Origin of the sequence: Vulcanisaeta sp., from assembly GCF_049966235.1 — an archaeon.
Taxonomy (GTDB): domain Archaea; phylum Thermoproteota; class Thermoprotei; order Thermoproteales; family Thermocladiaceae; genus Vulcanisaeta; species Vulcanisaeta moutnovskia.
This window is the reverse complement of sequence record NZ_JBMFVA010000001.1, coordinates 70,431-83,590: the sequence shown is the minus strand read 5'-3', so window position 1 is coordinate 83,590 and position 13,160 is coordinate 70,431. Positions and strand designations below refer to the sequence as shown.

The following is a 13,160-nucleotide window of genomic DNA, read 5'->3' as shown; positions in this document are numbered from 1 at the left end:
ATTGCTTTAGACTTAAAAGCTTTGAACCTGTGATTAAGCAAGGTTATAATTCTTTCCCGTGGTAATAAGATTCAGCCTTAAATCTGTCTTCCTAATTGAATCCCACTTACTGGAGAGCTTAAACATAGCCCTCACGGCATCGATGTTCTCAGGAACCACAATACTTTCCTGGTGGACGCCCTGCATGAGGAATAGCTCATTCTGAAACACAGTTATTGAATCCTCTATGAGTGCATTCTCCATAACATCACCTCTAAGCCTACCGAGATCTCTAGCCCACTCGATTATTTGTGCAAGGGATTCGATCTTTCTTGACGCTGAATTGAACAACAATATCCTAGGTGTTTCCTCAAGAATCTTCATAATCTCGCCCTTACTTACTTGACCATCAAACTCAATATTAACCATGTGCAAGTGCATCATTGTTGTGGGTACGGCTACTGCCATGGTAATTATGTCGATGGTCGGTATTACCGTCTGTACATCAGGTCCATGGTGGCTAGGCACTGTGGCTGGATTAAATACTACGTCATTAATCGGCCCCTTCTTAAATTCCCTGGGATCGGCTCCTCTTCTCACTAAATATGCTCTAACTTTCCTTATCTTATAGCCATGTATCAGGAAGGCGCCTATTAGTCTTGAGAGTGCCGTTGTGTTGCAGCTAACAACCCTAATGAACCTTTTACCAATGGCCATGTCATAATTAGCAAGCGCGTTAAAGCTTGTGTCAGCAACCTCTGCTTCTTCACCACCCTGAAATATAGCCCTAAGCCCTAGTGGTTCGTATATCTTTGCCTTATTCTCAGCACCAACGCCATCGGGTGTTGCATCGATGATTACATCAACATTCTTAATAAGGTCATTGATAGTACCTGTAACCCTAATCCCAGCTTTCTCAAATTTATTAACTCTATCCTCATAGGTATATAGCTTAATGCCCTTACTAATGGCAACTTCACCTTCATAATCTGGCGTCTGTTTAATTACACCGATTAATTCCATGTCGTCCATTCTCATTACTGCGTCGGCGATTCTCTTCCCAATAGTTCCGTAACCCATTATACCGATTTTAACGGTCATGTCTCACACCCAGAATTTTGACTTAGATATTTCGAGGGCCTTAATACCGGGTAGGTATGGATCTGCTAGAAATTGAATGAATGCCCTACCACCAGTGGATACGTGGCTTATTCTATTTATTAATCCAAATTTCCTGGCGGACATTATTGTGTGACCACCGCCAATTATTGTGAACTGGGCATTATCAACCATGGCCTTTAAAACATCCCTAGTCCCCCTTGAGTACTTATCAATCTCGACTAAGCCAAGCGGTCCTGTCATTATTGCAATATCGGAGGTCATTATGTACTTACTGAATGTCTCAATGGTTGCTGGGCCTATATCAAGCATTGATTGCGCTTTACCTGGTTCAATAATCTTATCGTCTGACTGAACAGCGTCTATCGGAAGTATAATTTTATCGCTGAATAACTTCATAATATCCATTGCGTCATTAATTGTATCCTGACCAGCCTTAATATTGCTAAGTAGCTTATCGTTACCGTAACTTAAAGCTAAAAATAACTGGCTAACTAAGCCACCAAGTAACACTTTATTAATTAATTTTTTACTTAACAGGGTTTTCACAGTCTTCACTGTTTCAGGGATCTTTGCGCCACCTGCTATTAAGACTGTAGAGACACCTCTCGTGTTTAACACCTTACCTAATGCATTTACTTCGTTCTCCATGATAAGCCCCATGCAACTTGGTAACACGTATGGAAAGCCAACTATGCTTGGTTGTGACCTGTGTGCTGTGGCAAAGGCATCAAGTATGAAGTAATTAAATAACGGTGCTAATTTCTTTACTAAATACGTATTTGCGAGTTTTTGAGGCTCTCCTTCAACAACCTCCTCACTAATGAACCTAAGGTTATCAAGCATTAATACCTCACCAGGTCTCAATTTATTTACCTCCTCGCGTGCTTTAGGCCCTATTACGTCATCTATGAAATGTACATCCATACCAAGGTACTTACTCAATACCTGTGCATGTTTCTCAAGTGATACGAATTCCGGATCTCCCGGTCTACCCTGATGAGTTACTACAACAACAGGCAAACCTGAATCCACGAGGTACTTAATGGTCTTTGAGTGAGCCTCTATTCTGTATTCATCAAGTATTTCACCGGAGTCCCTATTTATTGGGACGTTCATGTCAACCCTAACTAAAATCCTACCCTTGTTGCATAGGTTTATTGTTGGGAGTGAACTGGGTAAACTGGGTAAACTCATATCACCCAGTTATGCTTAAGTACTATATTTAAAATTTTCCTACCATAGTAATAATTATAATTATTAATAATTTATAAATTCACGGAAGAAGCAAGATTTTTAATCCGAGGGATCCTATGTAAATGAGAACATGATAAGTGATTACATGAAGGGAGGCTTTAAGTTAGTGATTGAGAAAAATAGGTTAAAAGCCATAAGCGAGGCTTTAAAGGCAATTGAGGAGGAGTTCGGTGTTAAGATAATTGTTGATAATGATAAGGGTGAGGTTACGATAACTCCAGGTAATAGTACGAGCTTTGATCAATTAATTAAGGCAAAGAACATAATTGAGGCGATATCATATGGTTTTGATTATAATGATGCCCAAAACCTAAGGAGTGATGATTATACCCTCGAAATACTAGATCTAAAGGATTATGTAGATAAGGATAAGACTAATCACATTAGTAGGATTAAGGCTAGGATCATTGGCGAGGATGGTAGAGCCAAGAAAGTTCTGCAGGAGTTAACGGATACAAACATAGTGATTGGTGATAGGTACATAGCAATACTTGGTCTTTATGAGAATGTGAAAATCGCTAGAGAGGCATTGGAAATGCTAATTCGCGGTAGACAACATGCCACGGTATATAGGTGGATTCAGAATTGGAGAAGGGAGAGTAGATATAGGGAATTGATGGAGAGATTAAATAGGACTTATTATGAAGGTGAAGAAGAGGGTTGAGATACCGTTGTTACTTCTGCAATTTTTACCTCTTCCGTTGGTTTAGTCTCACCACCCGTTGGATACCTTAAGACTTTTATCTTATAAACCTCAACCTTTCTCAGTGGATATATCCTCTTACCAACAGCAAATAGCTGATTACTAACATCACCATACACCGCAGCCTTAATAAAGCCATTAAAGTCCGCCTTGCTTGAAAGGTCATTTAAGGCTTTCATAAACTCCTTCCTAATGGCTCTCTTTTGGCTTGACTTACACCTAGTTGGTGTCATTGCTAATATTGTAATTCTTATTAATGCGTTATCCGTGGTATTCACATCCTGAATTAATTGAATAAGGCTTGAGCCTCTCCTGATTAGGCTCTTCACGTAATCTCTTGTTAATTCCATGCCCTTAAACCTCGTGTATGCCTTATCCCCCTCAATTCTATCTATTTGGAACCTCAACTTTATGTGTAAGTGACTGAGGTCCTTAGTTATGTCAAATAATGTTACCTCTATAGTTCTGCCAATAAGTGAATCAGGTTCATTGGCAGGCACCTCCCCAATCTCTATGCCATTAAATAATGTAGGTGCATGTATAGTAAACCACTTCTTAATCATCCACTTACCTGTCTTAGCCTGTTTTTGTTCTGACACGTTGATCTTATCGATGATCAAAAACCCTTTTTTATATTTTTACCTTCGTAACTCACTGAGGGACTCCATTATGATCTTTAGATTCCTAATGAAGTCATCAATAGTATTATAAACACTTAGTAATTTCTCATTATCAACATGGTAAGTTAATTCATAGGTTAATTTATCATCAATGCACTTAATAGTTGATGTGAGACCTTGCGGTAACTCTCTCTCGTCAGGCAATAATGAGGAGATGGCTACTTGGCAATCCTCAATGGTTTTCATTGCAATCTCTAAGGTAATTCTACCCCTAATTTTCATTGTATTAAACCCCTTATTACTATTGAGTAATTACTACGTTTAAATACTAAGTCTGCATCCGTAACATCCTCATTAAACGCACAGTTTATCTGTATTGGTTCATTCCCTATTGAGAATGAATGATTCTTATTTTCTACCTGGAAGTTTATGATTGAACATAACCTATCAATTAATGTTAATGGTTGAGAACCCTGCCTTATCACTATGTTATCCTTATTTAATTGGTTCATAAGTTCATTAATTATGGATATGTATTTAGTAATTATACCATTAATTTCCTTAATACTCTGTGGGTTGAGTATTGGATTCAATAAACCACCTGCGTATTCCCAAAGTACCAACTGGGACTCAACTGCCAATATTGACTCTAGCACATCAATATCATTATTATTCCACTTCCTATGCATAAGTACAAGTTTATCAAGGTAATCACCCCTAAATCCAGCTCGAAGCATGAAATCGCTGATATACTTTAACAGTGTCATTACCTCATCCTCATTAAGCTCATTATACTGAACATCCGTCTTTTTAGCAATAGCCTTTACAAGGCTCCTAGCCTCGGACTCATTACCAGTAATGCCAGGTATTACTGGCGAAAAGGCACGTGAGAGTGACACACTTAGCAATAATCTAAGTATGCCAGGTAATGCTGGATAATTAATGGGTTCAGTGGTTAGCCAACCGTTAAATGACGAAGCATTGTAATTGGGAATTACGGAAAATTCATAGATAATTGCTGTTTCTAAAAATCTTAGTGAATCCTGGCTTAACTCATTATTTAGCAACTGCCATATTAATTGTGGCATTGAGTCCGTAAACTCAAGATAGACATCAGTATTAACCCACTCAATACCTTCCCTACCTATCATAAATACCCTCTTACCATTAAGTGAGTTTATAAGTTCATTGAGTTTAACAACCGTGGGGGGATCAACAAATAAGATTGAGTTATACCTACTTATCACATCCCTTCTTAGGTCATTTAATGATTCCAGTGTCAATAATGTTATATGCGTTAGTAACCCTCTTCTAAATCGTTCTATTAGAATTACTATTGCAGAAAATAGGGAATTAATGAATGGTGGAGTTATTATGAGTAAATTATCACTTGAGTTTATTATGGAATCCAAGATGAATCTTCCCCTGGACTTCACAAAAATCCTATGTGTAAAAATCCTTTTAATAATTACTGGAAGTAAGATGGATAAATACAATAAAGGGTAATTTCATATATAGACCGCTGTGTTCCTGGCAAGCTTTATCTTAAGCCAGTCCTTAACATCCATCTTAAAGCTATGCTCAATCTTATCCCTATGGAAGTTATTCATTGCACAGAAGGGTATTATTCTACCATCTGGTGCTGCATAGTGAATATCACACCTTTGGACCCTCTGTACATCGAAATTAAATGTGTCCATGAAGTGCATTATTCCAAGTCCAATAACATTAAACATTATCTGGCCTAGTGATTCATAGTCCTTCCTAGTTAGGAAGTTCGCAAGTATATCCCTAAAACCCTTGTGCTTAACGTACCTAAGCAGTTTGAGTGTTTCTACAGTGGCAATGCCTCTCCAAACACCGCCCTTAATAGCCTTACTATGCAGATCCCAAGCAGTCTTCTCAAAGCCATCAACATCAACGATCTTCGTTATTGGAAGAATATCCTTAGTGTCTTGGTCATAATAAATAAACGTTGATGCTCCACAGACAGGGTTATTGCTGAATATTGGCTTAGGACTGCCCGTCAATGCCTCAACGAGTTTTCCAATAGCCACCGGCCAATTAACTGGTCTCCAATCCCACTTACTTATTTTACCGCTGGTCTGTTCCTCAATACCATTAATTACATCAGGTATTGTTATCCTGAATTGCCTAATTTCATCAGGGCTATACTCCTTGGCTCTACCTGCGAAGGCCACGGGCTGTATATTAATCCACCTAACGACATCCCTATTTTCAATTGCAAAATCTATTATCTTGCCCATGTCTCTATCGTTATAGTTCTTAGCCATTGTAACCACAAGAACTACGGACCTATGGCCAAGCTTCCTGGCATTCTCAATAACCTTCTTCTTAACAGCCACATACGCCTTTGGATCATATAGCCTATGTCTCCAAACACCCTGATTATTCGGATCTATTGTGTCGAATTGTAGGTATATCGTTGACATACCCGCATCTAATAGCTTCCTGTAATAATCAATATCATTAGCGATCCTTATGCCATTGGTATTGACCTCGATGTGGTCAAAGCCGAGGATCTTGGCCATCCTAATGATCTCTGGTAAGTCATTCCTGAGCGTTGGCTCGCCACCGCTAAACTGAATAGCATTTGGCGCCCAGGGCTTCTGAGCTCTAAGGGTCCTAAGCATATACTCGATCTGCTCGAGTGTTGGTTCGTATACATAACCAGCTGCGTAGGCGTTGGCGAAGCACACGGGGCATTTCATGTTACACCTGTTTGTTACATCGATTATTGCAAGCACAGTATTTGACTTATGAACAGGGCATAAGCCGCATCCCTGTGGACAACTACCTGCTGCCAAATAATAGTTAAGGTCTGTATTGGGATTTGCTGTGCCCTTACCAATGTATTCAGGGGCATCCCACTGGAGGAAGTAGTAATATAATTCAGCGTCACCCCAGTATAGATCTCTGAAAGTTCCATGCTCTGGGCAGGTCTTCTTTAGCCATATTGCCCCATCCTCCTCGTAAACAGCCATTGGTATCTGCCTACTACAGACGGGGCATACGGACACTGAGACCTTAATAACTCTCACATGATCTGGCAGACCGAATTGTCTCTTCCACATTTGCTGAAGTCTCTCATTCTCTAGGGCATTCCTATAATGCCTAGGTAACTTAAACCTGCTTAGGTCAACAAGTGGCTTCCTTGGCCTTTGTGCTTCAATAAGTTCGGTCTTTGCTGATACTACCTGAACCATTGCGGTAATTGAGGGTTAATTATTTAAAAGCTTTGTCACCAACTAATACTCTCAGAAGTGTTTTTAGTATGAGTATAGAAAAAAGACTTCAGGAACTCGCCAGACTTATTGGATTAACAAGTTATGATATAAAGACCTATATAGCGCTTGTGGAGAATGGCCCATTAACCGCGAGAGATGTTGCAATTAAGGCAAGCATCCCATCATCGAAGGTTTACTCAGTACTTCATAAACTGTATAGATTAGGTTATGTGGAGATTGATGATAAGAGAAGACCGGAGCTCTTCTACGCGGTATCTCCATTGGACGTATTTAGCAGGATAATGCAGAGATTTACTGATTACGTAAATTCCACAAAGCCATTAATAGATTCGTTACAGTTAATTTACGAATCAGTATATAAGGGTAAGGTAACTGCCCAAAGTGAGTTACTTTATGTTGTTAGGGGTCTTGATAGTACTAAGGAGTTAATAATGAAGTCCATGGGCTATGGTAACCTGGATATTGCTACACCATATATTGAATTACTTGATCATAGAATATTATCTATGGTTGAGGAGGTATCACGTAATAACGAAGTTAGGTTGCTGGTCTCTCAGGAAATTATAGACTACATTAAGGATTTACCGCCTAGGATACACATTAGGATTAGGGATAAGTTATTTGGTGGTGGTTTTGTGGGCATTGGTGGTGTTGTCCTGGTGATTAAGCACGGCATGGATTACATAAGCCTATACTCAAGGCAGGATTACATAACTGACATTGCAAAGACATACTTTAATTATCTATGGAATAGTTCAGAGGTTCTTCAACGTTAATTTATCCAATAACTGGATTGCCCTTGTCGTCTCTTTTAACTTTCCTTTTTGGGTAAATAGCATCAATTGGCCCCTTACTGAAAATCTCTAAGTACCTCCTTAAGGCCTTTGGTATTACCACAGTGCCATCAGGTTCCTGGTAATTCTCGAGTATCGCCGTTATGGTCCTCGTGCTTGCTATGGCCGTTGAGTTCAAGGTATGCACAAATTCTCTCCTCATATCCTTCCTGAGAACCCTAATGCCCAACTTCGCTGATTGCCAATCAGTGCAGTTACTACATGACACCATCTCCCTATACATTCCCTGCGCTGGCATCCAAACCTCAAGGTCATACTGCTTAGCGGCGCATCTACCCATATCATGCGCACACAGTAGCACAACCCTATAGGGCAGGCCAAGACCCTGCCACAATTCCTCAGCATTTCTTATTAATTCCTCATGCCACCTCCAACTATCCTCTGGCAGTGAGAATACGAATTGTTCAACCTTATGGAATTGATGAACCCTAAAAATACCCTTCATATCTCTATTACCTGCGCTAGCCTCCCTTCTGAAACTCGGTGAAACGCCAACAAATAACAATGGTAGTTGGTCCTCAAGAAGCTCCGTGTGTCTTAAATACGCAGCTATTGGGTGCTCAGCCGTACCTATAAGGTAAAGATCCTCATTCTCAACCTTATACACCATGTCCTTAAACGTATCCATATCTAAAATCTCAGAGAGTACCTCGTACTTAAGCATGTACGGTGGAAGCACGAGCTTAAAGCCCTTCTTAGTCATGTAATCAATAGCATATGTCAGTAGTGCCATGTCAAGCATTACTAAATCATCGAATAAGTAATAGAACCTGGATCCAGCAACCTCACCTGCCTTAAGTGTGTCACCCATGCCAAGTACAACCTCAAGCATGTCAGCATGACCAATGGGTTTCCAATCAATGGTTTCATAAGGTACATTAAAGCCGAAGCGTTCGGTTTGGTCCTTGAATTCCTTCGCATGTCCAATCCATACCTTAGGCGTTCCATAAAATCTAGCTGGTATTGAATCAATGCCTTCAGGGCAATCATAAGGTACGCTTTCATGCACTAAATTAGGTATTGATCTAAGCACCTTCTCCCTTTCCCTCTCAATATTCTCCAGCTCTTCCTCCTTTTTCTGAATTTCATTCAAGAGCTCCTTAGCCTCCTTAATTTTCCCCTCTCTTTCTGTACCTTTCAATTTACTAACTTCCCTAGTAATTACATTATGTTTATGTCTCAACTCATCAATCTCTGCCTTAAGGCTCCTCCACTTATTATCTAACTCAATGAATCTATCAACGATGCCTACATCCATCCTTCTTTTTCTAAGTGAATCCCTAACAGTATCTGGTCTATTCCTCAATGCATCCAATAAGCTCCAGCTCATTACTGGTCTAGGATTTACGCAATTATTAAATTTTATTTTTAATTACGTTCACTTAAAAATCTCAGTAAGCTTGAGAATGAGATCCCACTGCCTATCTATCTTCTCCTCCATAAGCTTAATATCCTCGGGCTTTAGATGGGAGAACCTACCCTGAATCTTTATGTACTCCTCCAGCGGTCTCCTCCTTGGCTTATCCTTATACGGAATGCTTGGCGGGCTTATTGTTAACTTACCTTGATTGTACTCCCAAAGTATCCAGGCGCCAGTCTCAACAGCAAGCCTAGCGGCCCTAATTGTATAGGAATCATCCATCTTCCAACCAGGTGGGCAAGGCGAATGCAGATGTATGAATCTAAAGCCTCTAACCTGCATTGCCCTCCTAACCTTATCAATGAAATCCATTGGATAGGCAATGCTTGCTGTGGCTACGTAGGGAACCTTATGCATGAGCATTATTAATGCCACGTCCTTCCTATCCTCAGTCTTGCCCTTAGGTGATGTCGTTGTCCAAGCCATCCAAGACGTCGTGCCACTAGCCTGAATGCCCGTATTCATATAGGCCTCATTATCAGCCATTACATATAGAATATCCTCATTTCTATAGGCAGCACCGCTTAATGTGGCGAATCCAATATCGGCGGTAGCACCATCACCAGCCCAAACAACCACGGGTCCATTATTATTCCTCTGCCTAACGGCCCTTACTAAACCACTAGCCACCGCTGGGCTTGATGCAAATGGTACATGAAGTACGGGTACTGTGTATGCAGTGTATGGGGCAGAACCTGGTATTACGCTTGAGCAACCAGCTGGTATTACCATGACGAACTTACCATCAAGTGCCATGGCTAATTGTCTCATGCCAACCTGTAATGGACAGCCAGGGCATGCAGCCGTGCCTGGCATTATGAACTTTGTTCTTCCATACTTATGTAATTCAGTTATGGTGACCATGGCCATCACCTTCCAATCTCCGGTATATACCAGTATTTTCTGATCCTTACTGTGCCTTCATGTTCGACTTTGTCTATGAATTCCCTTATTATTGCCCTAAACTCATCTGCTGAGACATCAAATCCACCAAGCCCTGCCAGCACGCCCTCGAATGAAACGTTACTGGGTACAAAACCACCTATCTCACTGGCTAATACACCACCCATGCCGGCGGAGTAATCCCTATCAAATACTATTACGCCCTTCATGCTATTAATCCAACCTGAGATATCCTCTTCAGGAAATGGCCTAATGTACCTAATCCTCAATAAACCAATTGGGTAACCCTCGTCTCTAAGTCTATCAATGGCATTTAGAATATCCCCACTCCATGCACCCATTGATATTGCAACATACTTAGCATCACTGCACCTATAGCATTCAGTTAATGATCCATAATTCCTACCCGTTAACTTGCCGTACTCATCGTAAACCTCGGCAATAACCTTCTTCGCAGATTCCATAGACTCATCCATATACTTCTTAAGGATTGCGTGATATACATCATTCCCAGGTAAATTACCCATTGTTATGGACTCACCACCAGGTTCAATAGTGTATGGGATCCTTGAGTTTCTAGGCGGTAACCAAGTATCGACATCCTCTTGTGACGGGACATCAAGTGGTTCAGCCGTATGGCTGAGTATGAAACCATCAAGTCCTATAGCCACTGGCAATAATACCTTCTCATTCTCACTAATCTTAAATGCCGTCAGCGTCATATCGAATGCCTCCTGCACGTTCTGAGCCATACCAATTATCCAACCACTATCCCTAATGGCTAGTAGGTCTGTGTGTTCATCATGTATGTTCCATGGTGGTCCAACAACTCTCGTAACCACAGCCATGACCAATGGAACCCTTGATGCCGCTGCCCACCAAAGCATTTCATACATGTAGAATAACCCATGGCTTGAGGTTGCCGTAAATGCCCTGGCACCACCTGCTGCTGCGCCATACACAGTAGCCAACGCAGCAAACTCGCTCTCAACCCTTACGTAGTCAGCTCTCAATTCACCCCTCTCTATCATCTCACTAATTCTCTCAACAATTAACGTCTGTGGAGTTATGGGATATGCGGAAATCACATTAACCCTAGCTAGCTTAACGGCCTCAGCAACCGCGTGATCCCCAACCAGGACCTTCCTAGCCTGCTTTGCGAGTGGTATTTGCTTGCTCATTCACACCACCTCCTCCTTAACCATATCTATTGCCTTGACTGGACAGACATCAGCACAAATTCCACAGCCCTTGCAATAGTCATAATTAATCTTAATATTCTTATCCTCAAGCCACTCAATGACATTTTCAGGGCAATAAAGCCAACAAATGCCACACTTCGTACATTTAGAATAATTAACGACTGGTCTATATACACGCCAAGTACCTGTCCTACCACCAGCACCTTCAGCGGGAGTTGATAGTAAGAGACCCCTTAACTTCTCTGCGGTTTTCATGTTACTCACCTCTAACTGATTCGTAACCCATCTTAACGGCTTCCGCATTCAATTTAACAAGATTTTCCCTACCCACAAATTCAGGTAATGAATTAATGATAGAGTCTAGGCTCACGACACCCGTCACCTTGGCAACCGCACCAAGTAATGGTGTACTTACTATGTGCCAACCGGCGATAACAAGACCTAACTTCTCACTTATTGACGTTGCATCAACATAATAAGTCCTATACCCAGTTCTAATTGGTGTTGAGGAGTTAACGATCATTATAGAGTCCTTACCCTTCATGAGATCATCAATATTAACAAGATCAAGGACGTTTGCAATAAGTACCACGAGAACATCAGCCTTCCTAACATTACTATGGAGAATTACGGGCTTATCAGAGATCCTAGCATATGACTTAACAACGGCACCCCTACGCTCAGCACCAAACTCAGGGATCGCTTGACCCCACTTACCGTCCTTAAGCGCTGCGGATACGAGGATCCTAGCAGCAGTAACGCCGCCTTGCCCACCCCTGCCGAGTATTATGAATTCAGTTACCTCAGCCATACTACCCCATGAACCGTAAGCACTAGGGTTTTATAAACGCTTCTGGTAGATTATTTATCTCTAAATGGTAAAAATAGTTAAATATAAATCCATAGGATTATTGAAATGACTTAATAAATAAGTTATGAAATACATAAAAATAATCATCATATGATCTAAAAATATACCTAATTTAATATAATGGTATCATAAAAAGATATTTTGGTGATAGTTCATTAAAGTATTATTTACTTAAGTAAAATTATTAAGACCGAACACCATGTCTCAGCCTAACCCATTGATTTGTTTGGCGTGACCTGGCTATGAATAATGATAGGTACTTACCAAGCCTATCAATTTCACTTTGCTTCACCGTATTCCATGCAGGGCATTCCTTATCAATATATGGACCCTCAGCATCATCATACACCAGTGGATATAAACGACAACCAATTGGCCTATTCTCATAAATTATGCAATCCATTGTTTGAGGATTGAGGAATATGCAGTGTCCATCTACGTTCTTCAACCTCCATATTTCTCCATCAAATAAGGCAAAATCCGTAAGTTTATAGCCAAGCCTAATTATCCTCTCAATATCCTCGGGTAAGAGTTCCATTTGAGTAGCTAAGCAGCACTTGCCGCATTTGGTGCAGTTCATTTTAACCTCGAAGAATTCGAGGTCATCAAATACCGTGCCGAGCTTAACGCGTATCTTAACCATCACTTACTAACCCTCTCAACCTTGTAAACCATGGTTATTGCCTTATCCCTTCTATCATCAATCCTAACCGTAGTTACAATCCTCTTAATCCCAGCCCTATAAAGAGCATCATGAATATCCTGCAGTAACTTGCCTAAAGCTTCAATACTCGGTAGTTCAACTGACGTACTCATGGGGCCAACCTCATACTTATAACCTGACTTCTTAATAATGTCTATTGCTATCCTAATATAATCACCAACGCTCGTGGAGCTAGTCCCTATTGGATCGACGGCTATTTCTACGATGACACTCATGTTAGTAAATAATGGTTTAGTGTG

General features: G+C 40.7%; 15 protein-coding genes. 2 read left to right on the top strand and 13 right to left on the bottom strand.

The window, feature by feature from the left end; genetic code table 11:
• Nucleotides 1–33 precede the first annotated feature (33 nt).
• Complete coding sequence (locus tag ACP5L5_RS00465; protein WP_013603765.1) at nucleotides 34–1,080, bottom strand: type II glyceraldehyde-3-phosphate dehydrogenase; 1,047 nt, start codon at nucleotides 1,078–1,080, stop codon at nucleotides 34–36.
• 3 nt (nucleotides 1,081–1,083) lie between these two features.
• Nucleotides 1,084–2,295 carry a phosphoglycerate kinase gene (locus ACP5L5_RS00460; protein WP_428760858.1) on the bottom strand — a complete coding sequence of 404 codons (1,212 nt, stop codon included), beginning with the start codon at nucleotides 2,293–2,295 and terminating at the stop codon, nucleotides 1,084–1,086.
• Nucleotides 2,296–2,425: 130 nt separating this feature from the next.
• Here ACP5L5_RS00460 and ACP5L5_RS00455 point away from each other — a divergent pair, with 130 nt between their 5' ends.
• Nucleotides 2,426–3,019, top strand: a complete 594-nt coding sequence (locus ACP5L5_RS00455; RefSeq protein WP_273304876.1) for a KH domain-containing protein — start codon at nucleotides 2,426–2,428, stop codon at nucleotides 3,017–3,019.
• Here ACP5L5_RS00455 and ACP5L5_RS00450 read toward each other — a convergent pair.
• The 4 genes from ACP5L5_RS00450 to tes all read right to left on the bottom strand — a co-directional run bounded on the left by ACP5L5_RS00450 (nucleotide 2,995) and on the right by tes (nucleotide 6,905).
• Complete coding sequence (locus tag ACP5L5_RS00450; protein WP_048056815.1) at nucleotides 2,995–3,657, bottom strand: 30S ribosomal protein S3ae; 663 nt, start codon at nucleotides 3,655–3,657, stop codon at nucleotides 2,995–2,997. The two genes, ACP5L5_RS00455 and ACP5L5_RS00450, sit on opposite strands and share 25 nt — an antisense overlap.
• A 39-nt stretch (nucleotides 3,658–3,696) precedes the next feature.
• Entirely contained in the window at nucleotides 3,697–3,960 is a 264-nt protein-coding gene (locus ACP5L5_RS00445) for a KEOPS complex subunit Pcc1 (RefSeq protein WP_428760856.1), read from the bottom strand.
• Nucleotides 3,957–5,114, bottom strand: a complete 1,158-nt coding sequence (locus tag ACP5L5_RS00440) for a hypothetical protein (protein WP_273304871.1) — start codon at nucleotides 5,112–5,114, stop codon at nucleotides 3,957–3,959. Before ACP5L5_RS00440 ends, ACP5L5_RS00445 begins: the two co-directional genes overlap by 4 nt.
• Nucleotides 5,115–5,186: 72 nt before the next feature.
• Nucleotides 5,187–6,905 carry a tetraether lipid synthase Tes gene (gene tes / locus ACP5L5_RS00435; protein WP_428760854.1) on the bottom strand — a complete coding sequence of 573 codons (1,719 nt, stop codon included), beginning with the start codon at nucleotides 6,903–6,905 and terminating at the stop codon, nucleotides 5,187–5,189.
• A 68-nt stretch (nucleotides 6,906–6,973) separates the two neighbouring features.
• Here tes and ACP5L5_RS00430 point away from each other — a divergent pair, with 68 nt between their 5' ends.
• Nucleotides 6,974–7,723: a TrmB family transcriptional regulator gene (locus ACP5L5_RS00430; protein WP_428760852.1), complete on the top strand. Its 750-nt coding sequence runs from the start codon at nucleotides 6,974–6,976 to the stop codon at nucleotides 7,721–7,723.
• 1 nt (nucleotide 7,724) lies between these two features.
• Here ACP5L5_RS00430 and serS read toward each other — a convergent pair whose 3' ends face one another.
• From serS to ACP5L5_RS00395, 7 genes are all read right to left on the bottom strand, one after another.
• Nucleotides 7,725–9,131 carry a serine--tRNA ligase gene (serS, locus tag ACP5L5_RS00425; RefSeq protein ID WP_428760850.1) on the bottom strand — a complete coding sequence of 469 codons (1,407 nt, stop codon included), beginning with the start codon at nucleotides 9,129–9,131 and terminating at the stop codon, nucleotides 7,725–7,727.
• A 48-nt stretch (nucleotides 9,132–9,179) separates the two neighbouring features.
• On the bottom strand, nucleotides 9,180–10,085 hold the full coding sequence (locus ACP5L5_RS00420) for a 3-methyl-2-oxobutanoate dehydrogenase subunit beta (RefSeq protein ID WP_428760849.1): 906 nt from the start codon (nucleotides 10,083–10,085) through the stop codon (nucleotides 9,180–9,182).
• Nucleotides 10,086–10,090: 5 nt separating this feature from the next.
• Complete coding sequence (locus ACP5L5_RS00415) at nucleotides 10,091–11,305, bottom strand: pyruvate ferredoxin oxidoreductase (RefSeq protein WP_428760848.1); 1,215 nt, start codon at nucleotides 11,303–11,305, stop codon at nucleotides 10,091–10,093.
• Nucleotides 11,306–11,581 (bottom strand): 4Fe-4S binding protein, encoded by a 276-nt coding sequence (locus ACP5L5_RS00410; protein ID WP_013603775.1) that lies wholly within the window; start codon nucleotides 11,579–11,581, stop codon nucleotides 11,306–11,308. It lies immediately after the preceding gene.
• A gap of 1 nt (nucleotide 11,582) precedes the next feature.
• Nucleotides 11,583–12,137, bottom strand: coding sequence for a 2-oxoacid:acceptor oxidoreductase family protein (locus ACP5L5_RS00405; RefSeq protein WP_428760846.1), 555 nt, complete (start codon nucleotides 12,135–12,137; stop codon nucleotides 11,583–11,585).
• A gap of 244 nt (nucleotides 12,138–12,381) precedes the next feature.
• On the bottom strand, nucleotides 12,382–12,840 hold the full coding sequence (locus ACP5L5_RS00400; protein WP_428760844.1) for a YkgJ family cysteine cluster protein: 459 nt from the start codon (nucleotides 12,838–12,840) through the stop codon (nucleotides 12,382–12,384).
• Nucleotides 12,840–13,136, bottom strand: a complete 297-nt coding sequence (locus ACP5L5_RS00395) for an MTH1187 family thiamine-binding protein (protein ID WP_428760843.1) — start codon at nucleotides 13,134–13,136, stop codon at nucleotides 12,840–12,842. The genes ACP5L5_RS00400 and ACP5L5_RS00395 overlap by 1 nt, the downstream gene beginning before the upstream one ends.
• Between the last annotated feature and the right edge of the window lie 24 nt (nucleotides 13,137–13,160).